Origin of the sequence: Staphylococcus parequorum (assembly GCF_039237145.1) — a bacterium.
Taxonomy (GTDB): domain Bacteria; phylum Bacillota; class Bacilli; order Staphylococcales; family Staphylococcaceae; genus Staphylococcus; species Staphylococcus equorum_A.
This window is the reverse complement of the sequence record NZ_CP150682.1, coordinates 2,457,877-2,476,584: the sequence shown is the minus strand read 5'-3', so window position 1 is coordinate 2,476,584 and position 18,708 is coordinate 2,457,877. Positions and strand designations below refer to the sequence as shown.

The 18,708-nt window shown below is 28.8% G+C and carries 27 protein-coding genes; 17 read left to right on the top strand and 10 right to left on the bottom strand.

Features of this window, described 5'->3' with window-relative positions; translation table 11 throughout:
* Positions 1 to 2 precede the first annotated feature (2 nt).
* Both AAA453_RS12220 and AAA453_RS12215 read right to left on the bottom strand, forming a co-directional pair.
* Positions 3 to 440 (bottom strand): GNAT family N-acetyltransferase, encoded by a 438-nt coding sequence (locus tag AAA453_RS12220; protein ID WP_427705220.1) that lies wholly within the window; start codon positions 438 to 440, stop codon positions 3 to 5.
* 69 nt (positions 441 to 509) lie between these two features.
* A complete protein-coding gene (locus tag AAA453_RS12215) occupies positions 510 to 1,169 on the bottom strand; it encodes an HAD family hydrolase (RefSeq protein ID WP_427705217.1) in 660 nt (219 codons plus the stop codon).
* Between the two features lie 101 nt (positions 1,170 to 1,270).
* On the opposite strand from AAA453_RS12215, the gene AAA453_RS12210 reads away from it, so the two are divergent.
* From AAA453_RS12210 to AAA453_RS12195, 4 genes are all read left to right on the top strand, one after another.
* A complete protein-coding gene (locus AAA453_RS12210; RefSeq protein ID WP_427705214.1) occupies positions 1,271 to 1,741 on the top strand; it encodes a GNAT family N-acetyltransferase in 471 nt (156 codons plus the stop codon).
* Between the two features lie 27 nt (positions 1,742 to 1,768).
* Entirely contained in the window at positions 1,769 to 2,188 is a 420-nt protein-coding gene (gene fosB / locus AAA453_RS12205; protein WP_427705212.1) for a FosB/FosD family fosfomycin resistance bacillithiol transferase, read from the top strand.
* Between the two features lie 147 nt (positions 2,189 to 2,335).
* Positions 2,336 to 3,160, top strand: a complete 825-nt coding sequence (locus tag AAA453_RS12200) for a hypothetical protein (RefSeq protein ID WP_427705209.1) — start codon at positions 2,336 to 2,338, stop codon at positions 3,158 to 3,160.
* A gap of 451 nt (positions 3,161 to 3,611) precedes the next feature.
* Entirely contained in the window at positions 3,612 to 3,830 is a 219-nt protein-coding gene (locus AAA453_RS12195) for a hypothetical protein (RefSeq protein ID WP_427705207.1), read from the top strand.
* Positions 3,831 to 4,076: 246 nt separating this feature from the next.
* Here AAA453_RS12195 and AAA453_RS12190 read toward each other — a convergent pair whose 3' ends face one another.
* Both AAA453_RS12190 and AAA453_RS12185 read right to left on the bottom strand, forming a co-directional pair.
* Positions 4,077 to 4,484 carry a hypothetical protein gene (locus AAA453_RS12190; RefSeq protein ID WP_427705204.1) on the bottom strand — a complete coding sequence of 136 codons (408 nt, stop codon included), beginning with the start codon at positions 4,482 to 4,484 and terminating at the stop codon, positions 4,077 to 4,079.
* A 23-nt stretch (positions 4,485 to 4,507) separates the two neighbouring features.
* The gene (locus AAA453_RS12185; protein WP_427705202.1) at positions 4,508 to 5,071 is read right to left on the bottom strand and encodes a hypothetical protein; all 564 of its coding nucleotides are present in this window, start codon (positions 5,069 to 5,071) and stop codon (positions 4,508 to 4,510) included.
* 283 nt (positions 5,072 to 5,354) lie between these two features.
* Between AAA453_RS12185 and AAA453_RS12180 the strand changes: the two genes are divergently transcribed.
* The 3 genes from AAA453_RS12180 (at position 5,355) to AAA453_RS12170 (ending at position 7,672) form a co-directional block, all read left to right on the top strand.
* The gene (locus tag AAA453_RS12180; RefSeq protein WP_021339885.1) at positions 5,355 to 5,576 is read left to right on the top strand and encodes a hypothetical protein; all 222 of its coding nucleotides are present in this window, start codon (positions 5,355 to 5,357) and stop codon (positions 5,574 to 5,576) included.
* Between the two features lie 304 nt (positions 5,577 to 5,880).
* Positions 5,881 to 6,906 carry a DUF418 domain-containing protein gene (locus tag AAA453_RS12175; RefSeq protein ID WP_427705200.1) on the top strand — a complete coding sequence of 342 codons (1,026 nt, stop codon included), beginning with the start codon at positions 5,881 to 5,883 and terminating at the stop codon, positions 6,904 to 6,906.
* A gap of 40 nt (positions 6,907 to 6,946) precedes the next feature.
* Positions 6,947 to 7,672, top strand: a complete 726-nt coding sequence (locus AAA453_RS12170; protein WP_427705197.1) for a CPBP family intramembrane glutamic endopeptidase — start codon at positions 6,947 to 6,949, stop codon at positions 7,670 to 7,672.
* A gap of 165 nt (positions 7,673 to 7,837) precedes the next feature.
* On the opposite strand, the gene AAA453_RS12165 is transcribed toward AAA453_RS12170, so the two are convergent.
* From AAA453_RS12165 to AAA453_RS12155, 3 genes are all read right to left on the bottom strand, one after another.
* Positions 7,838 to 8,149 (bottom strand): hypothetical protein, encoded by a 312-nt coding sequence (locus AAA453_RS12165; RefSeq protein WP_069817933.1) that lies wholly within the window; start codon positions 8,147 to 8,149, stop codon positions 7,838 to 7,840.
* 509 nt (positions 8,150 to 8,658) lie between these two features.
* On the bottom strand, positions 8,659 to 9,213 hold the full coding sequence (locus AAA453_RS12160; RefSeq protein WP_427705194.1) for an Ltp family lipoprotein: 555 nt from the start codon (positions 9,211 to 9,213) through the stop codon (positions 8,659 to 8,661).
* Positions 9,214 to 9,293: 80 nt separating this feature from the next.
* Positions 9,294 to 9,899 carry a hypothetical protein gene (locus AAA453_RS12155; RefSeq protein WP_427705192.1) on the bottom strand — a complete coding sequence of 202 codons (606 nt, stop codon included), beginning with the start codon at positions 9,897 to 9,899 and terminating at the stop codon, positions 9,294 to 9,296.
* A gap of 290 nt (positions 9,900 to 10,189) precedes the next feature.
* Between AAA453_RS12155 and AAA453_RS12150 the strand changes: the two genes are divergently transcribed.
* From AAA453_RS12150 to AAA453_RS12125, 6 genes are all read left to right on the top strand, one after another.
* On the top strand, positions 10,190 to 10,708 hold the full coding sequence (locus AAA453_RS12150; protein ID WP_427705189.1) for a DNA topology modulation protein: 519 nt from the start codon (positions 10,190 to 10,192) through the stop codon (positions 10,706 to 10,708).
* Between the two features lie 469 nt (positions 10,709 to 11,177).
* On the top strand, positions 11,178 to 11,642 hold the full coding sequence (locus AAA453_RS12145) for a CHAP domain-containing protein (RefSeq protein WP_427705187.1): 465 nt from the start codon (positions 11,178 to 11,180) through the stop codon (positions 11,640 to 11,642).
* Between the two features lie 170 nt (positions 11,643 to 11,812).
* Positions 11,813 to 12,028: a hypothetical protein gene (locus AAA453_RS12140; protein ID WP_069833360.1), complete on the top strand. Its 216-nt coding sequence runs from the start codon at positions 11,813 to 11,815 to the stop codon at positions 12,026 to 12,028.
* Positions 12,029 to 12,592: 564 nt separating this feature from the next.
* The gene (locus AAA453_RS12135; protein ID WP_031266130.1) at positions 12,593 to 12,784 is read left to right on the top strand and encodes a hypothetical protein; all 192 of its coding nucleotides are present in this window, start codon (positions 12,593 to 12,595) and stop codon (positions 12,782 to 12,784) included.
* Between the two features lie 191 nt (positions 12,785 to 12,975).
* Entirely contained in the window at positions 12,976 to 13,860 is an 885-nt protein-coding gene (locus AAA453_RS12130) for a PhzF family phenazine biosynthesis protein (RefSeq protein ID WP_427705184.1), read from the top strand.
* A 132-nt stretch (positions 13,861 to 13,992) separates the two neighbouring features.
* A complete protein-coding gene (locus tag AAA453_RS12125) occupies positions 13,993 to 14,397 on the top strand; it encodes a hypothetical protein (RefSeq protein WP_277575786.1) in 405 nt (134 codons plus the stop codon).
* Between the two features lie 69 nt (positions 14,398 to 14,466).
* Here the strand turns inward: AAA453_RS12125 and AAA453_RS12120 are convergent, their stop codons facing one another.
* Together AAA453_RS12120 and AAA453_RS12115 are read right to left on the bottom strand one after the other, a co-directional pair.
* Positions 14,467 to 14,940 carry a DUF1648 domain-containing protein gene (locus AAA453_RS12120; RefSeq protein WP_427705182.1) on the bottom strand — a complete coding sequence of 158 codons (474 nt, stop codon included), beginning with the start codon at positions 14,938 to 14,940 and terminating at the stop codon, positions 14,467 to 14,469.
* A 374-nt stretch (positions 14,941 to 15,314) separates the two neighbouring features.
* Positions 15,315 to 15,479 (bottom strand): hypothetical protein, encoded by a 165-nt coding sequence (locus AAA453_RS12115; RefSeq protein WP_176723025.1) that lies wholly within the window; start codon positions 15,477 to 15,479, stop codon positions 15,315 to 15,317.
* 378 nt (positions 15,480 to 15,857) lie between these two features.
* Here AAA453_RS12115 and AAA453_RS12110 point away from each other — a divergent pair, with 378 nt between their 5' ends.
* Positions 15,858 to 16,058: a cold-shock protein gene (locus tag AAA453_RS12110; protein ID WP_002508223.1), complete on the top strand. Its 201-nt coding sequence runs from the start codon at positions 15,858 to 15,860 to the stop codon at positions 16,056 to 16,058.
* A 186-nt stretch (positions 16,059 to 16,244) separates the two neighbouring features.
* A complete protein-coding gene (locus AAA453_RS12105; protein ID WP_069833366.1) occupies positions 16,245 to 17,003 on the top strand; it encodes a GolD/DthD family dehydrogenase in 759 nt (252 codons plus the stop codon).
* 289 nt (positions 17,004 to 17,292) lie between these two features.
* On the opposite strand, the gene AAA453_RS12100 is transcribed toward AAA453_RS12105, so the two are convergent.
* Positions 17,293 to 17,565 carry a hypothetical protein gene (locus AAA453_RS12100; protein WP_057512797.1) on the bottom strand — a complete coding sequence of 91 codons (273 nt, stop codon included), beginning with the start codon at positions 17,563 to 17,565 and terminating at the stop codon, positions 17,293 to 17,295.
* A 279-nt stretch (positions 17,566 to 17,844) separates the two neighbouring features.
* On the opposite strand from AAA453_RS12100, the gene AAA453_RS12095 reads away from it, so the two are divergent.
* Together AAA453_RS12095 and AAA453_RS12090 are read left to right on the top strand one after the other, a co-directional pair.
* Positions 17,845 to 18,345 carry a pyrimidine dimer DNA glycosylase/endonuclease V gene (locus tag AAA453_RS12095; RefSeq protein ID WP_427705180.1) on the top strand — a complete coding sequence of 167 codons (501 nt, stop codon included), beginning with the start codon at positions 17,845 to 17,847 and terminating at the stop codon, positions 18,343 to 18,345.
* Positions 18,329 to 18,706: a DUF1722 domain-containing protein gene (locus AAA453_RS12090; RefSeq protein ID WP_427705177.1), complete on the top strand. Its 378-nt coding sequence runs from the start codon at positions 18,329 to 18,331 to the stop codon at positions 18,704 to 18,706. Before AAA453_RS12095 ends, AAA453_RS12090 begins: the two co-directional genes overlap by 17 nt.
* The last annotated feature ends 2 nt before the right edge of the window (positions 18,707 to 18,708 follow it).

Genomic DNA, 18,708 nt, shown 5'->3' with positions numbered 1-18,708 from the left:
AATCATAATTCGAGTTCCATCATGATTCCTTCGTTTGTTTTTATAAATCCATTTTTTGTATAAAATTTTGCTGCTGGTTCTCCACCTGTAATTAGAAAAATTTTATATATTCCACTAAGTTTGAGTGAATTAGAGACAGAATTCATTAAATTTTTACCTATACCATTGTTTTGGAATTCAGGGACGACATGAAATTCGTCTATGCAAAATTGGCTCATGTCACTAAAATAATAGTCTATTCTACCTATGCACATGGCTATTATTTTATGATTTTCTTCAATGACATAACCTCTAGAATTAAAGCCGCTCATTGTAGCTTCAATTCTAAGTAACGCTTCTTTTTCAGACCAATCATTATACCATGGGGGCCCCTTATAAGCTGAAACCAAGTTTTTAGCACAATTATTATAATCTTCACTTTGAATTTTTCTGAATTCCATACGTATCCACCTTTTCATTGTATTTTAATTATAAATATATAATATTAACGAATAATTTATATGGTCTTATTAGAATTTTTTAATAATACCAGTTAGTTCATACAAATTTTGAATACTATCAGTTACATTATGAATATCATTTTCTCCATTTAATCTGTATATACTATGCATTCCTGCTAACTTAGATGCTTCATAATCGTTTTTAAAACTATCACCGATGAAAATACACTCACATAAATCTACTTCTAATTCTTTAGCTGCTTTTTCAAAAATAAGAGGATCAGGTTTTTTGATGTTTTCCTTTTCAGAAATTAAAATGACATCCATGTAGTGTTCGATTTTTAATGCTTTAATATTATTGTATTGGAAAGGATATTTTCCGTTTGTGATGATACCTATTTTGTAATTCTTTGAGACGAGTATATCTAACAATTCTTTTAGATTTGGATACGGTAAACAATGTTTTCTGAAATTGTTGATATAGTCATCTAGTAAAATGTCAGCGGTTATATGATTAATATTAAAGATATCTATTAATTGTGTATAAACTTTATCCTTCCAAACATAACCATTTTGATCTAACTCAATAAATTTACTTTTGAAAGTATTTTTATCAATATGGTTTAGGTAATTAATGAATTTGTCATATTGATAATCCATAAACTTATTTAACGAAGAAGGTCTATCTAAAATTGTTCCATCTAAATCAAATAAAATTCCTTTTATCATAAATTTAATACGCCCTAACCTCTATTATTTGAATATTCGATCAATTGAAACAATGATATCATATAATTCAAAGTATTTATTAGATTAAGGGGGAATTAAATATGAGTCTTTACATAGAAAACATGAATCAGCAAACTTTCAAAGTATTTTATGAGGAAAGTATAATTGAATATGCTGCAGAACATGTTAAAAGTGGTGATTGGGAGAAGGATGGGTCAATTGAAAGAGCGCGTAGAGAATTTGAAAATTTACTGCCTGAGGGGTTAAATACAAGCAATCAATATTTACTGTCTGTGATAAATAATAGTGTGGATATAGGATACCTATGGCTCCATATATTTGCTGTTAAAGAAAAAAAGAAATGTTTTATTTATGATATTAAAATTAAAGATACATATAGAGGGCAAGGTTTAGGTACAAAAACGATGGAATGTATAGAAGAATACTGCAAAAATAAAAGAGTAGAAAGCATTGCTTTGCATGTATTCGGACACAATAAACGAGCTGTATCTTTATATAATAAAATGGGTTTCGAAACTACAAATTATCGTATGGAGAAAAAATTGAAGTGATTATATAATATGAAAGGATTTTTTTTAATGATTCAATCTATAAACCACGTAACTTATTCAGTAGCAGATATTAGTAAGTCTATTGTTTTCTATAAAGACATTTTAAAAGCTGAAATTTTAGTAGAGAGTAGCAAAACAGCGTATTTCACATTAGGTGGTCTGTGGTTAGCTTTGAATGAAGAAAAAGATATACCTAGAAATGAAATTCAATACTCATATACACATATGGCGTTTACAATTGATGAAAGTGAATTTGAAGAATGGTATCAATGGTTAAAGGATAACAATGTTAATATATTAGAAGGACGTAATAGAGATGTAAGAGATAAACAATCAATATATTTTACTGATCCAGACGGCCACAAGTTAGAATTACATACAGGTACGTTACAAGATAGGTTAGATTATTATAAAGAAGAAAAGCCGCATATGAAATTTTATATATAATTATAATTAAAATAAGAGTTTAAAAAAGATGGTTTGCATGAATAAAACCATACATTTATTCATTTTACTATGTAACATAGAGCAAGACTGAGAGATTTATCAAATTGATAAACTTTAGAAAAATATATTGATTAGGAGGATTGAGTTATGAATTTAATAACACTCATTGCCACAGTTATAGCAATTATTAGTAGTATAGTAACGATTATTAATATAATGTGGTTATTTGTATGGAAAAGAAAAACTAGAGAAGAAGATAAACGAATTAAAAATTTTGAAACTAATTATAAAATATATATCGACAAAAGTAAGAAAGAAATGGAAATTGAAAATCAAAAATATATAGAAGAGCTAAATGATAAAAAAGAGTTGTTAGAATTAGTGGATAAATTTACAAGGCTTAGTTATTCAACATTAATGAAATCTATTGCTATGCTTTATGAAATTAAGCTTGATTTAGAGAGTTTGAAAAATAAGAATAGTAAAATAGAAAATATTAAATTAGCTAAGTTTATAAATAAGCATTTTGAAATAAAAGAAGGACTTCATATATTAAAAAAAGACACTTCTGTTCTATATTCTTATTTTGGAGAAACAGATACTACTATTTTAATTGGTGGATCATATAATGAGCTATACTTTTTAAATGATTTTATAGAAATTCAAATTTTAAAACATGTAAAAAATCATAGAAATAATAATGACAAAATCATTCAATATGTTAATAAAGCCTTGAAATCTTCTGATGATTTAAGAAAAACTTTAGATGGATTAGAAGCAGTATTATTAAATAAATTAAATGAATTTTACCCTGCTATGCAAGTAGAAGGCCCTACATTTATAAAAGGTACAGAGTTATTTAATTGGTATTATCCAGAACATCCCTTTGAAGTAGAAGGTATACATATAGAAGAAGGATTCACAGAAAAAGATTTAATAGATATTGCTAAAAATATGAAAAATAAGAATTAAGTAATATTCAAATTTATAAATGTATAACTATATTATCTAACTAACATCAAACGAAAAACTATACGTAAATTGATTTCTCGATGCAGCACAGAGTGAATGTCAGAGTGGAATATTTGATAATTATGAGCAATTCTTAAGAGCGATGTGATATAGGGTGAATGATTCGTTCAGTCATAAAATAGGGGCGTGAAACACGAGGTCATAAGCTAATGTAACGAAACGTTACGGCAGGTGATTGGACGTCTAATTATATAGAGAACTAAAGTATCAGTTGTCTACAAATCTAGACGATTTCAATTTTGAAATTTGCAATGTTGAAAAAATTATATTGTAAAAAGAATAAATGTGATATAAAATTAAATATAAAAGGTGGTTTTTAATAATGGGTTGGTGCAGATGTCCGCGATGTAATTCAGGAGCTGTTGTTATAAATTCTAGGGGAACAAGTTGTATGGGATGTTTACTTCTATTCATGTATTTTATTACTGGCATTTCAATACTAGGTTGGTTTTTTTCTGGTAGTATTACAAAAGCACCTTTGAGTGTAATACCTGCTTTTTTAATTCTTATCGGTATCATAACATTAGTTACATACTTAAAAAAAGAATTTGGCCAAGAACCAAAAGATAAGTTGTATTGTAAATCGTGTGAATTACATTTTAAAAATTAATAGAAAATAAAAGACTTACGCATACGGGAATGAAAATGTTCAGAGTGCACAAATTTATGTTGTTTTTGCAATTTTAACATTTTACACTAACTTAGTAAGACAATGTAAACGTTGATATGACAATACTTATAACGATTTTTAAATGTATACATAAACGGTATAATGAACTCCCGCCGTCTCCATATCAAAAGGCTTAGCCATTGTGGCTAAGCCTTTTTTGTCTATGAGTATTAAGTATAAGTTGAATCAATTCATTTCACTATTCATAATTGTAGATACTTGATCGTTGTACTCTTTTTGTGGTAATCTTTCAAAATCTTTTTGTCTAGTTAATTCTTCTATTTGAATTTGAGCATCTTTGGACATGCCTTCAGTAGTGAAATCGCCACCTGGTAATCTGTTTAAATCAATTTCTCTTCTTTGTTGTTCTTGCGATTGCACAGATTGTTTTGTATTTTGCTGTTCCTGCGTATTAATTTGTTCTTGGAGTTGATTAGCATTTTTATCTGGTTTCGCTACTCCTTCATTAGAGTCATCATCTGATTTTTCTTTGTTTGATTCTTTTTCCTTATCATCTTTCTTACTTTCTTCTTCATTACCACATTCAGCTAGTACTAAGAAACTTGCTAATAATAAAAACAAGATTTTTTTCATACTACATCTCTACTATATAATGCTTATTTTCCATATTCCTGTTCGTAATGATTAATTGCTTCTAGTATTTGGTCAGCATCTTCGCCTTCATAACTGCCTTTTAGTATTTCATTTCTTGTTTGCATTTCTCCAGAGGATAAGCCGTTACTTGTATTATTTCTCCATTCTTGATTTGGCATATTTAAATATGGATTCTCCGATGATTCATTAGAATTCGTTTCTGTATTTGCAGTCGATTGTTCATCAGCCACAGGTGTTTGTTGTGCTTGTTCTTGTGACTGAACAGGTGCTTGTTGTGTTTGTTGTTGTGATTGTGTAGATTGTTGCTCTTGTGTATTTACTTGTTCTTGCGATTGAGCTTCTTCAGTACTTTCATCTTGTGCTGCTACTTCTTCAGATGATTTGTCGTCAGATTTTTGTTTTTCATCTGACTTATCTTTTTCTTCATCAGATTCTTTATCATCTTTTTTACTTTCTTTATCTTCAGATTTGGTTTCTTTTGTGTCATCTAACTTACTTTCTTCGTCATTCCCACACGCAGCCAATACTAAAAAGCTTGTTAGTATTAAAAACAATATCTTCTTCATTTATACATTCCCCTTAAAAAATAATTATATAACTTAATTGTACTACACTTAAAATTTAATAGTGAAAATAAATTGTTAAGATTAAGTTAAGTATTTTTATAAGTGTAGTGGGGTAGTTTTAATTTCTGTTGCAATTTGGCACCCTTAATTACTGTGAAAATCATTAATTGTCATACGATTATATAACAATTAAATTGTATAATTAATAATAAAGTTTGATTATCAAGTAAAAAATTACATTTTGATGTATAATGAAGATAATGTTGAAAAGGAGATTTATAAAATGAATATAAATATAGTGACTGATTTATTGAAAGAAGAAAATGTTGTGAGTATAGATTTATTATTGGTAACAGGTAAATTAGAACGAGCTAAGGAAATTGATGTTGATAAATCATCCGAAAATTTATTGTTTGTGACAAAACCAAAAAACAAAGTAATTAATTTAAATCATGTTGTTAAAATAGAAACTGTACTTAAATTTGAAGGTAATGTCACTTTTTAGTAGTTATCTAACACAAGTATGAAAATGATTTAATGAATACCCGCGGACGATATATTAAAAGGCTTAGCCAATGTGGCTTAGCCTTTTTTAGTTTGTGTTGATTTAATATTGTAGAATATATGTTTTTAAATGTACGGTGACGTCAGTAAAATAAGCTAGATGCTACATAAGTGAGGTGTTTTTAAATTTAATAAAATAAAGTGTGACAATAATGTAAGTTGTATTAATACGCGCCTTTGTTAAAATTATCTTTGGCTTCATGAAGGTCAACTTTAAAAATAATGATTTAATTTAGGAGGATAATATGAACGATAGCGTAAAATACAATAGAATTTCAGAATTAGATTATATGAGAGGCTTTGCCTTACTAGGAATAATTCTTACTAATATAATTTCAATATTTGCTTTGCCAGTACCCAGTAACTATGATCAGGCTAGTTACTTAAAGTTCATTGATTTTTTTGTTGAAAGTAAATTCTTTACAATATTTTCATTTTTATTTGGTGTCGGATTTTATATATTTATTCGCAATGCTCAAGCAAAACAATTAAATAGTAATATCGTATTTATAAGAAGATTAGTAATCTTAGCGTGTTTTGGTTTATTACATCAATTGCTTCAACCAGGTGAAGCATTATTATTATATTCAATCATTGGTTTAATCTTAATACCTTGTTTTTATTTCAAAAAATATATCAATTTAATCATTGGCTTAATATTGCTAGTTATTTGTATATATATAGGTAGTAAAACAATATTACCGATACCATATTTCATATTAGGACTTGCAGCAGGTCAATTTAATATCTTTGAGAACATTAAGACTAAAGCGTTAATTGTAATAGCAAGTATTTCTGGAGTGATATCTGCATTAAGTTGGATTTTGCTAAACAAGTCATATGTATTTCCTACATATAAATTTTTAGAAGATACTTCGAACAATGAATTGATTAATAAATATATTCAAAATAAAGAAATGTATGAACATTTAATAATTATTAATAGTCCATTTATAGCATTATTTTATGTCTCACTATTATTATTAATTATAAAAGTACGAATCTTTGGTAAAATCTTAAGCCCATTACAATTATATGGAAGAATGGCGCTTACAAATTATGTAGGACAAACTTTATTAATTTGGTTGGTTATATTATGTGTGGATAGTGATCAAGTAGATTATATGGATACTTTATGGATTTGTATTGTGATCTATATTTTACAATTGTTATTCACAAGTATTTGGCTGAAATACTTTAAATATGGACCATTGGAATATATATGGAGAATGGGAACTTATTGGAAATGGTTTAGCGTGATAAAAAAATAGACTGGAGTTGAAAATCACACTAATGAGAGAGATGAATAAAATGAAAAACAAAAGAAAGAAAGCTTTACTTTTTGTATTGATCATTACGTTAATTATGGCATTAGCTATGTCAACAATGCATTATATTTTTGGGTATAATTATGAGAATTCTGAAATGGTTAAAGTATTGATTTACTTTGAAATTATTATGAGTGTGCTTTCCATATTTATGTATCAAAAGCTTTTCTCAACACAAAAATTATTTAACATGCGGCTTTCTTTTTGGTTTTTACCTTTTATTATTTTGATCATCATTACATTGGTTGCATTTTTTATAATTGGAGATTTTACCGGCAAAATACCGATTGTTTCTTTAATATTAGTAACAACACTTTTAGTTGGTGTTAGTGAAGAAGTAGTATTTAGAGGTATAGTGTTGCAAACATTTTTACAAAAAGGTGGAATAGTAACAGCTATTTTAGTTAGTGCGATATTGTTTTCCTTATTTCACGCAGTTAATATTTTTGGCGGAGCATCAATAAGTGAAGTGATAAACCAAATGATTGGGGTATTTTTAGGTGGAATAGTGTATGCTTGTCTCTCAATAAATTTAAAGAGCTTTATACCACTTATTATATATCACTGTTTATGGGATTTTCTAATATTAAGTAATGAAATAGTTAGTGCTAACATTGAAGTGCTCATTTTCGTTATAGGAACATTAGAATTTATTATTTTAATTCCAATATTTATATATACAGTCATTAAATTTAATAAAAGAAGTTGAATAAAATTAATAGGGAATGAACATTATGCAAAAAGGCTGAGACAAAATACATGTCTCAGCCTCAATTATTTTACAGTCAGCTTAGCCGGGGCTTGGTTCATACGACGAAATCTTGTTAAAAAATAGATTTCTGTCCCACTCCCTAGTAAGTTGAACTGTGATTCTTTAATCAAATTCTATTTCGTATAATGATTCGTTTATTTGTTCGTACAGCTCATATTTTTCTAAATAATCAATCCATACATCATTCGGTTTCTTCTCTCTTTCTTCAACTAAAGATTTAATTTTTTCATAAATACCTTTCATCAAATCTTTATACATCGCATTTGCTGCTCTTTCTATTTTTGCCTCTGACCAACGTTTTTTCGGCGGACGTCTTTTATCCTTTTCTAGTTGAAAGTTGATAGCTCTGTCGTAAAAGCTATCTAACGCTGGTAATTTATCTTCTATATGTGCTTGAAATTCGTTTAAATTCATAAATATTCTCCTCTTTTAAGAAACAACGTTCTACATAATTCTAACAATAATAGGGTAAATTAAATACCTGATGAATGATTCATTTATTTTATAATGAACTGAATTGTTATTGAATAACTCAGTATCTGGGACTAATTGATTATTAGAATATTATTTGTCAGTTGATAGTGCTATCAACATTAAGTATACCAGTGAAAACAATTCTTTAGTTAATTTTCTAATAACATAAATCTTTCTATTTATTATTTTCAGTGATTAATTCTTTTGTTAATTTAACGTATAACTGTGTTTTATTAAGTTGAGGCGAAATATAGTTTCTGAGAGATTGGTTGAATAAAAAAATTTAGTTAACGAAATTAATATGTGTTTTAAGTGTTCAAAATTTATTCAGTTAGTGAGAATTAATAGGTTTAATGACGCTATTTATATATAATTTCTTAACTTCATATCAAAAGGGCTTAACCACAATGGCGAAGCCCTTTTTTTATATTGGTATAAATAAAAATATATTATTCTTCTAAATTATCAATAGCATATTGTGCTTCTTCCTCAGTGAATTTTTCACCATAAGAAGATGTAAGTTGATCAAAGATTGCATCATTAGACATACTTTGTTGGTCAGCGTAATCTTTGGCTTTCTGTAAAGCGTTTTCCTTATAGTTAGCCTCTAAATTATCAATAGCATATTGAGCATCTTCTTCTGGGAATTGTTCGCCTGCTTCTGAAGTTAGTTGATCATATATACCAGCTTTAGACATGTTCATACTATCAGAGTATGTTTTAGCTTTGTTTAAAGCTGATTTTTGTTGACGTGTTGCATTGCTATCTTTATTGTTATTAGATTCTTCTGTGCTATTAGTTCCATTATCTATAGAGCCAGAAAAACTAGCTGTACAAGCAGTGACACCAAGTACTACTAAAATAAGCAAAACTAAGCAACCACCACATCCCCAGAACCATTTCTTTTTCTTGCCTTTTTTCTGATTTTCTTTGTACTCTTCAAATTGTTGTTGTTGTCTTGCCAACAACTCATCGTTAGTTAGTTCATTATTATTTTTTTGCATTATATATTGCTCCTTCTATAATTTTGTTTTTTATAAATTGTTGGAAATTCAATTACTCAGTTTGATATTTTGAAATAGATTTAATCGTATAGCTCGAGATATTGGTCTGTAAATTCTTCAGTAGATATTCCTCCATTATTCTTTTGTTGTTGTAACTGTGCCCCTTTACTTTGAATAGCGTCATATTCTTCTCGAGAATAACCTTGATTTTCCATTTCTTCATAATTTGCTTCTTCTTGTTCTTTTTGTTGTTGTGGAGTTAAGCACCCACCAACAGTACAATATGTACCATCATTTTTGTATTCTCCAAACATAGCATCACCAGCTGGTACATTTGGTTGATTTCTATTATTATTTGTTTCTTGTGACAGAACAGGGGAATTATTGTTTTGCTGTTCTTGTGTATTAAGTTTTTCTTGTGATTGCACAGGTTGCTGCGTATTTTGCTGTTCTTGCTTTTTTACTTGCTCTTGTGATTGTGTAGGTTGCTCAGTACTTGTATCTTGTGTTGCTACTTCATTAGATTTATCACCTGATTTCTTTACTTCATTTGGCTGCTTATCTTTCTTACTTTCTTTATCTGATGATTTTGTTTCTTTTTTATCATCTAGTTTACTTTCCTGTTCATTATCACATGCAGCTAATATTAGAAAGCTTGATAACAATAAAAATAAGACTTTTTTCATTTATTGACCCCCAAAAAATAATTAATTAACTTGATTGTACTATATATAAAAGAGTTTGTGATAATTAAAATATTTTTTAAGTGATAATATTTGTTGAATTTCATTTTTGTATTTCACTACTTATGTATCAGTGGTAATGTTAAATTTAAATAGTTGAGCGTTTTACATATGATTTAATCAATAAACCACATGACTCATACTGTAATGAATATGAGTAACGCGTAGGAATGAAAGCAATTAAATTATTGTATGGTGAATGAAACTCATTTAAATAGATAGGTGGTAAATATATGGAGAAAATAATGGTTATCGGGTCTTCGGGTTCTGGAAAATCAACGTTATCAAGACAACTAGGTCGTGCTTTAGATATACCTGTTTATCATTTAGACGTATTATTTTGGAAACCTAATTGGGTTATGACAAGTTCTAATGAACAAAAAGTAATTCAAAAAACATTATTGCAAAAAAAGAAATGGATTATTGACGGAAGTTATACTGGTATCTTAGATGAAAGATTAAATGCTGCAAATACTGTGATACTTTTAGATTTGCCAAGAAAAATTTGTTTTTATAGAGTTTTTAAGAGATTGTTTAAAAATATTGGTAAGACTAGAATTGATATGGGCAAAGATTGCAAAGAAAGAATCAATCTCACTTTTTTAAAATATATTTGGAATTTTCCTAAGCACAGAAAACCATATTTATTACAAAAAATTAAGGAAAATAAAAACGATAAAAACGTATTTGTTTTAACCAGTATTAAAGAAATTGAACAATTTAGAATGAATGTGGAACAGAACGGCATTTAAATCTAAAATTGCTATGGATTGTTTTTAAATTATTACAGAAATTGCAGTGGTTTAGTCTGATACCTAACGAGTTGATGAAGTATTAGCCGCAGACTACAGGCAGTTTTTGTAATTGCTAAAAGCATACACAAAAAACGCTGACAAAGTCGGACACTCTGAGACGCCTAAATTAAGGGGTCTTTTTTTGACTATCGAGATAACTTCATAATGAAATTAATTTGAATATTACAGATTAACCAAAAAAATTAAAATGGAATTAATATTAGTGTAATCGGCAATTAAAAACCATATGATATATTATTCTAAGATTGAATTATTTTACACTTTAGCTTACAAGTTAATGACAATATTGCTTGTATAGTTTATTCAGTAAAATAACACTTAGAAGGGACGATTTATAATTAAACGTTACATACAAATTTTTACATTTTTTATTATAGGTGTTTTAAGCATATTAGGACTTACACATTTGAACACTGCTTCTGCTGCGACGACTGCAACTCAAGAGGAAGCTATAAGTCATATGAACACGTTAGAAGGTAAGGGATGGGATTATGATGATGAATATGGCTGGCAATGTTTTGATTTAGTGAATGAGCAATGGGATTATTTGTATGGTCATGGATTAGAAGGTGACTATGCAAAAGAAATTCCAACTAAAAATAACTTTGAGGGTGAAGCCACGGTATATAAAAATCATGAGGGCTTCCAAGCACAAGCTGGAGATATCGTTGTATTCAATGATGAATTTGGCAGTGGTGCAGGTCACACAGCAATCGTTACGGAAGGTAATTATAATGGCGCTAGTGATAAATTTGAATCATTAGATCAAAATTGGGACGGCGGTGGCGCTGAAAAAACAGAAGTAGCTCACAGAGTAGTACATGATTATGAAACTGAAATGTGGTTTATAAGACCTCATTATGCTCAATAAATTACTTCATGACTTATATGTTTGTTTACTATTGGAATGGTAAATCAAAATTGTGGAAAAGAGGGTCTTGATAAATAAATAGCTGCACATTGTGTTGCAACCATAACTGATTAGGTGGATAATAGAGTTAACGTATGAGAATCATAAAATATTAATTAGGGTGACCACACATGAGTGAAGTATATGTATTCATAATAGAATGTAGCGATGGCAATGTTTACCGTGAGTATGTAGAGAATATATGGAAAATTGATAAGGCATTAGCACTTAAAAGATTTGAAAAAGGCATTCATAAGCATAATTACTTTTATCTAAAAGATTGTGATAGTTATGTAAATGTAGACAAGATTACTTCTATAAGGATTGACGATGCATATAGCACTTAATCAATTACTCATGCTTATTTAATTAATAAAAAGTTAACAGATTATAATTTAAGGCGGGCGCAGCGTTGCGTTAGCCTTATTTTTATATCTAAAAAGTGTAAAAAGGTGGTTTACGATACTAAATATAAATAATAGAATGGTTTAGTATGGTATTTTGGGGATTTAGTGAGGTATTCTAAATGTTGGTATATGTTAAGGCTCTTGGGATGAGCATCTTGATTGGGATTTTAATCTTCTTATTAATGCTTATAGGCACAGGGAAAGATCAACTGCTTGGTAGTGTGATTATGTCACTATTAGGTTTTTTTGGAAGTTTCATTTCTTTCTTGTATGAAAAAAGACATAATAGGGAGACTAAATAGATTGATAAGAACATAAATAGAGCGTAATCCAGTGAATCAAACAAATTTTACTTGGTTTCATGTATCTACGTTTGAACTTGATACTCTATTTATGTTCTTGGGATCTAAGTGTGATAAGGGAGAAGTTAACTGTTGTAACAGTGGCTTCTTTTTTGTTTACAAACAAGAACAAGTGTTCTATTATATCTTTGAGGTGATAAATATGGAGCCAAATTTAAATTGGAAAAAAGATTTTCAAGAATTCCAAGAAATACTAAATTCTGGCATTAATCCTGAATGGTTATATAGCGCTAAAGCGAACATGATACTGAACCCTGCATATACTGGAGAAGGTAGGCAATTCTTTTTTACAAAAGATATTATGAAAGCGAGTAAAACAATTCCATTCTTTTAATGTGGTTAATGCTATTAATATCTAAAAATGATTTAAAATACATTGCTTTAAGCAATATTAATATAGATATAAAGTTAAACGCTAGGTAGCCATAAATACCTAGTGTTTTTTCATTTTCTGATTTTCAGTTTTTTGGATACATGATACGCTTATAAAAACTATTAAGTTATAGAAAAAGTGGAGGATTATAGATGAAATCGATAAAAGTGTATCACTATGATGCTTTTAGTAAAAAGCCCAATAAAGGTAATCCTGCTGGTGTTGTTATAAATGGAGACACCTTAACAGAAACGGAGATGCAAGACGTTGCTTTTAAAGTAGGCTTTAATGAAACAGCTTTTCCAATAGCATCTGATAAAGCAGACTTTAGAATACGCTATTTTTCACCAAAACAAGAGATGGAGCTTTGTGGACACGCAACAATGGCAACAATTTATGCGTTAAAGACAAACGGATGGTTAGAAAATAAAACAGAACTAACTATTGAAACAAATGTAGGGGTCTTATCGATACGTATTACAACGAATGAGCAAAATGAAATACTTATAACAATGAAACAAGCATTACCACAATTTGAAAAATTTGAAGGATCCCGATATGATTTAGCAAAGGCAATAGGCATTGAAGAAGTGGATTTTGATGATGAGCTACCCATAATGTACGGTAGCACTGGGGCATGGACACTTTTAATACCTATAAAGTCACTTGATATTTTTAATAAAATGGAACCAAATAATAAGGTATTTTCTTCAATTTTAAATGAAATACCAAACGCATCTATACATCCATTTTGCCTTGAAAGTTATCATGAAGAAGCGGATATGCATGGCCGCCATTTTTCTTCAACTTTTTCAGGAACAATAGAAGATCCGGTGACTGGCACTGCTTCAGGTGTCATGGGGGCGTATTTTGCCAAGTATATAAAAAAAGAGGATCATACTTCTATGAAACTTATTGTAGAGCAAGGACAAGAAATGAAGAAGGATGGCCAAATGATAGTGAATGTTGCAGAAAATAACGAAATCGAAATAACTGGCAATGCAGTTTATGTAGGAGAAATTGATATATCATTTTAGGGATTAAGCGTTTTTTTAAAAGTATGCGCAGAAATTTATACTTTATAAAAATAGTGAATGGATACTTTTGTATTTGCTATATGGATATAGTAAAGTTAATTTAAATGAGATATGTAGAGAGGTTTGATAGCTATGGATTTAAATAATGTCATAAACGCCTATAAAGTAATACTCTCGAAAGCTTCCGCAACAAGTAATGGTGATAAACGAAGAAACAGCGTAGATAAAATAATTGCACTGTTTATTAAAAACCCTGAAACGAAAAGTGAAGGGCTAAATTTTCTAGAAAGTTTAGATACAGAATCATTCTATAATTTACTTAGTGCGTGGGATATAGGTCGAAGTGTCCTCACAGCACCAGATTGTTTGAATGATGATATTAGGATTAATGGAGGCAAGACAAATTTAATGAAAGAAAATGTTAAAACGTTAAAAAATAATTTGCCTATCCAATATGAAGCAGCCATCTATTTTAAAGATAAAGACTGTATTTTTGTAAAACAATGCCTCATAGCATTTCAGAAAGATTTTATATAATAATATAAACACCACTTAAAGGGCGAGGAATGACTCTTTTAAGTGGTGTTCTACTATAAGTAGTAAACTTTAGAAATATTTGTGTTTATAGCACATGTAGAGGTACAAAATAATTGTAGAAAAAATGACTACTAAAATGATGACAAATTGAAATATACCTATATCAATATTTCCGCCAGTAGCGTTATATACGTCTTTAATACCCATGAAAGATAGAAGCGTGGATAACTCGAAATTTAGTATAGTAATGAATCTTCTATTGAAATTTATAGCGTCTTTGGATATTGTTTTATTCTCAAAACTGGATCTAAAATTTTCGAATTTTACGTAATACTTAAATAAGAGATACATGAAAACCCATAAAGCTAAAATTATTATTGGAAGAATGAATATTTCTTTTTTGTATCCCCACGCATCTGGGTTACTATATAAATCAAAGTGCACAGGTACTCTCTCTGGCAAACTATTGTAATTAATAGAAGTATATAAAAAAAGTAAAATAATGAAAATTAAACCAGTGAAATTCAAGGTTTTATTGATCATGATGTGTCCTTTCAAAATTGGAATATTCGCTATTAACGTCGCATTATAAAGAAATTGCTCATAAAAAAGAACCAAATGCTTTTATAACAAATGGTGTGTTTATGTTCTAAAATAAATGCTTGGAATGTTTATTGTTAATTTATATTTTATAATAAAATTATAGAAAGTGCAAAAAACACGGCTGATAAAATAAATAAGATAGCACCAAAAAATACTAGTTTTCTAGATTGCTTTTGAATACCTAGCTCATGATTATTGTCTAAGTTTTTTTCGCTGATGACTTTGCGCTCATTATTAAATTCATAAAATGAAAATAAACTAATGATCAATAGAATTAAACTAATTATGAAAGTAATAGTGATTAATATGCCCATTTATGAGTTAGCTCCATCTACGTTACTTGATAAAATTTCTAAATAGCGATATATATTATTTGAAGTAGTATCTTTCGGTAAACTGTGAGTGAATACATGACCATTTTTAGTTTCAACAGTGTAAGTGACGTGGTCAAGATTGATATTATAATTAATAATTTGCATAAATTTCTCCTCGGAAATTGAATTTATATTTATTATACAATGAAGGCGTTCGTAATTTTTTGTGACTTTTTAATTGTTTTGAACGATGTATAACTAATTATATCTAATTGTACTACATATAAAGTTATTTTGTTGTAAAAAAGGTAATAAAAGCTAATTTAATTTTATATTTACAAAAACCTGATAGTTTAATTAAAATGTAGAAATACAAACTTTTATAGAAGATGTTGACAAAGCGTTATATCCATAGTATATTTGTACTCAAGTAATTTTTAATTCGGAAATTTTAAAAGTAGTCTTATTCATTGAATTTTACTCCTTTGGATTTTTTAATAACAAGTTACAAATATATGTGCTAAAGCACACGGAGGTTTTCATATGAATAAAGGTACAGTAAAATGGTTCAATGCAGATAAAGGTTTCGGTTTCATCGAAGTAGAAAATAACGACGACGTATTCGTACATTTCTCAGCTATCAATTCTGAAGGTTACAAATCATTAGAAGAAGGCGAAACAGTTGAATTCGACATCGTTGATGGCGACCGTGGTAAACAAGCTGCTAACGTTAACAAAGCATAATTTAAAATATTAAATTATCTTTAACACTCACCCTACGGGGTGGGTGTTTTTTTGCGTTTAAAATTAAAAGTTAAAAGAATTAATAACAATAAATTATAATAAATATTTAGAAAAGTATAAGAGGATTATTTTGTAAGCGCTTAATTTAACTAGTATACTTAATATATAGTAAAAGGAGCGGATATTATGCAAAATTATAAAGGATTTGATAAAGATTTTAATATTACAGATAAAGTAGCTATTATTACTGGGGGTAACAGTGGTATAGGTAAAGCAATTTCCGATTTTTACATACAAAAAGGGGCTAAAGTTGCAGTATTAGATATAAAAGATAGTGTAAATGAATTGAAAGGTGATCACATTCTAGGTATTCAATGTGATATAACAAATGAACAAGATATAGATAATGCGATTGATTTAACAAAGCAGACTTTTGGCCGTATTGATATATTGGTAAATTCTGCAGGTGTTGCGCTTTTAGATAAAGCGGAAACAATGTCTAGCGAGATTTGGCAAAAACAAATTGATTTAAATTTAACTGCCTCATTCAAAATGGCTCAAAAAGTTGGAAATGTATTTATTGAACAAGGTGAAGGTGGAAAAATTATTAATATGGCAAGCCAAAATGCTTTAATAGCATTAGATAAACATACTGCTTATGGAGTAACAAAAGCTGGAATTGTTAATTTAACTAAGAGCTTGGCATTTGAGTGGGCAAAATTTAATATTAACGTTAACGCTATTGCGCCAACAATTGTTGCAACAGAATTGTCTGATAAAGCATGGGTAGGCAAGGCAAGAGAAGACGCTTTAGCTGGTATCCCTTTAGGAAGATTTGGTGAACCTGAGGAAGTAGCAGCAATCGCTTTATTTTTAGCAAGTGACGCGACCAATTTTATGACCGGAGAAACCATTGTATTAGATGGTGGTAATACGATTAAATAAGTGATGTTAATAAATATTTAGATGAAGATATTTTATAATTAATGAATAATAATAAGTAAATCCTATAAATTAATATTTATAGGATTTACTTATTTTGTGTATATAACTGGGATAGTAGCGATTTTATAAAGTGCTGACGCCTAGGGGAATAATATGAGCGAAAGACTACAGGCTCGAGCCATATCCCAGGCAAGCATGCACTTTAAAATCGTATTAATATGATTTACTAGCAATAATTATTACATGAAATTTATGTAAATAAAAAACACATCAGTAATTTGGGATGTGTTTAGTCATTAAGTATTTGTAAGATTTCATCGTATTTTTGTTCGCTCAACATACCTAATGGACTTTCTTCGAATTTAAATATTAAAAAATCATCGTTTGAATTAAAGGAATTTTTAATACTTTCGTATATTTCATTTCTATCTAGATCACTTTTTAAAAGCCATAATCCTCTATAAATATACAAAGCATTACCTAAGGCATTTAATTTAGCAGGTAATTTTTCATAACCATACGAAATAGAATTCAAATTATACGACAATATATATTTTGACATTAATATCAGCCTCCTGTATAAGCATATCATTAACTGTGAATTAAAAGTTGGACAAAGGTTGATATTAGACGAATTTAGAGCGATTATTTAAGAAAAATATACAAAGCATTTAATTTAGCATTTTATTTACTCAAGCTTAATTCATTTTAGAGGTAATTTAAATTGGGGAAAATAGCTCTCGTTTGCATATAAATATTTAAAAGTGAATACTGTATGTAGGGATTTAAAAAATGACTTTGTTAGAGAGTTCATAATCTGTAAAAGTAAGGGAAGATGCATATGCAAATTTTCAGAATAAGCTCAGACCATAAGAAAAGTGCACGTTTTTTAGATAATAGAAGGCTATCAAAGCAAGTATTAGAATTATATCAAATTATTAGAGTATGTTTAGCAAAGTTAAACCTTGTTGATGTAAACAGCAATTATATTAATCATCCCATCGTTGCTCATGTTTATAACAATGGAGAACCATACATTATAGATACTTTTAAGCTTTTAGAAAGTATGAACGAAGAGCATATTCGCCGTGGAGGAAAACGTTCTGTTGATTTTAATAATGATATAGAGCGTTTGAGTGAAATTGTTTATAAAGAAGAATATCAAAAATATTTTTCACATGAAATGCTACCTCCATTTTATGTTTTTGGTGATCGTAAAGTATACGGAGAAGATGCATTTGAGTTATATCAAATATTATTATTCAATAAATGGAAAGAAGATAAAATACCGGCAAGATGTGGTATTAAAAAAGGGACAGATAAACATGGCACAACGTTATAAAATTGAACAGTTATGGCGTCGATATAAATATGAAGTGTTGTGGCACGATCAAAATAGTTACAATAATATTAGAGAAATAATGAAAGAAAATCCGACATATGGAGATATAGCATCTTTGATTTCATATGCTTTAACACTAAAGCCAACTGAAGGTTCTATCATCAATGCTTATGATCATATGTGGGGGTATTTTAAAAAAATACGTAGTTCATCAGAAAATGAATTCCAGAAAGCTTTGAAATATCAATTTCAACAACATAATATAGATGAAACTTATCTTTTAGAATTTCTCAAAAGTATGGCTGATTTTTACAACGTTGATTATATAAAGCAATCTTCAATTATAAAAAATTTGAAATAGGA

Coding starts and splice junctions, on each gene's coding strand:
- fosB (WP_427705212.1), top strand. CDS start 1,769: ATGATTCAATCTATAAACCACGTAACTTATTCAGTAGCAGATATTAGT.
- AAA453_RS12195 (WP_427705207.1), top strand. CDS start 3,612: ATGGGATGTTTACTTCTATTCATGTATTTTATTACTGGCATTTCAATA.
- AAA453_RS12140 (WP_069833360.1), top strand. CDS start 11,813: ATGAGTGAAGTATATGTATTCATAATAGAATGTAGCGATGGCAATGTT.
- AAA453_RS12200 (WP_427705209.1), top strand. CDS start 2,336: ATGAATTTAATAACACTCATTGCCACAGTTATAGCAATTATTAGTAGT.
- AAA453_RS12150 (WP_427705189.1), top strand. CDS start 10,190: ATGGAGAAAATAATGGTTATCGGGTCTTCGGGTTCTGGAAAATCAACG.
- AAA453_RS12110 (WP_002508223.1), top strand. CDS start 15,858: ATGAATAAAGGTACAGTAAAATGGTTCAATGCAGATAAAGGTTTCGGT.
- AAA453_RS12120 (WP_427705182.1), bottom strand. CDS start 14,940: ATGATCAATAAAACCTTGAATTTCACTGGTTTAATTTTCATTATTTTA.
- AAA453_RS12095 (WP_427705180.1), top strand. CDS start 17,845: ATGCAAATTTTCAGAATAAGCTCAGACCATAAGAAAAGTGCACGTTTT.
- AAA453_RS12175 (WP_427705200.1), top strand. CDS start 5,881: ATGAACGATAGCGTAAAATACAATAGAATTTCAGAATTAGATTATATG.
- AAA453_RS12100 (WP_057512797.1), bottom strand. CDS start 17,565: ATGTCAAAATATATATTGTCGTATAATTTGAATTCTATTTCGTATGGT.
- AAA453_RS12135 (WP_031266130.1), top strand. CDS start 12,593: ATGGAGCCAAATTTAAATTGGAAAAAAGATTTTCAAGAATTCCAAGAA.
- AAA453_RS12220 (WP_427705220.1), bottom strand. CDS start 440: ATGGAATTCAGAAAAATTCAAAGTGAAGATTATAATAATTGTGCTAAA.
- AAA453_RS12210 (WP_427705214.1), top strand. CDS start 1,271: ATGAGTCTTTACATAGAAAACATGAATCAGCAAACTTTCAAAGTATTT.
- AAA453_RS12185 (WP_427705202.1), bottom strand. CDS start 5,071: ATGAAGAAGATATTGTTTTTAATACTAACAAGCTTTTTAGTATTGGCT.
- AAA453_RS12190 (WP_427705204.1), bottom strand. CDS start 4,484: ATGAAAAAAATCTTGTTTTTATTATTAGCAAGTTTCTTAGTACTAGCT.
- AAA453_RS12180 (WP_021339885.1), top strand. CDS start 5,355: ATGAATATAAATATAGTGACTGATTTATTGAAAGAAGAAAATGTTGTG.
- AAA453_RS12125 (WP_277575786.1), top strand. CDS start 13,993: ATGGATTTAAATAATGTCATAAACGCCTATAAAGTAATACTCTCGAAA.
- AAA453_RS12130 (WP_427705184.1), top strand. CDS start 12,976: ATGAAATCGATAAAAGTGTATCACTATGATGCTTTTAGTAAAAAGCCC.
- AAA453_RS12090 (WP_427705177.1), top strand. CDS start 18,329: ATGGCACAACGTTATAAAATTGAACAGTTATGGCGTCGATATAAATAT.
- AAA453_RS12215 (WP_427705217.1), bottom strand. CDS start 1,169: ATGATAAAAGGAATTTTATTTGATTTAGATGGAACAATTTTAGATAGA.
- AAA453_RS12165 (WP_069817933.1), bottom strand. CDS start 8,149: ATGAATTTAAACGAATTTCAAGCACATATAGAAGATAAATTACCAGCG.
- AAA453_RS12170 (WP_427705197.1), top strand. CDS start 6,947: ATGAAAAACAAAAGAAAGAAAGCTTTACTTTTTGTATTGATCATTACG.
- AAA453_RS12105 (WP_069833366.1), top strand. CDS start 16,245: ATGCAAAATTATAAAGGATTTGATAAAGATTTTAATATTACAGATAAA.
- AAA453_RS12160 (WP_427705194.1), bottom strand. CDS start 9,213: ATGCAAAAAAATAATAATGAACTAACTAACGATGAGTTGTTGGCAAGA.
- AAA453_RS12155 (WP_427705192.1), bottom strand. CDS start 9,899: ATGAAAAAAGTCTTATTTTTATTGTTATCAAGCTTTCTAATATTAGCT.
- AAA453_RS12115 (WP_176723025.1), bottom strand. CDS start 15,479: ATGCAAATTATTAATTATAATATCAATCTTGACCACGTCACTTACACT.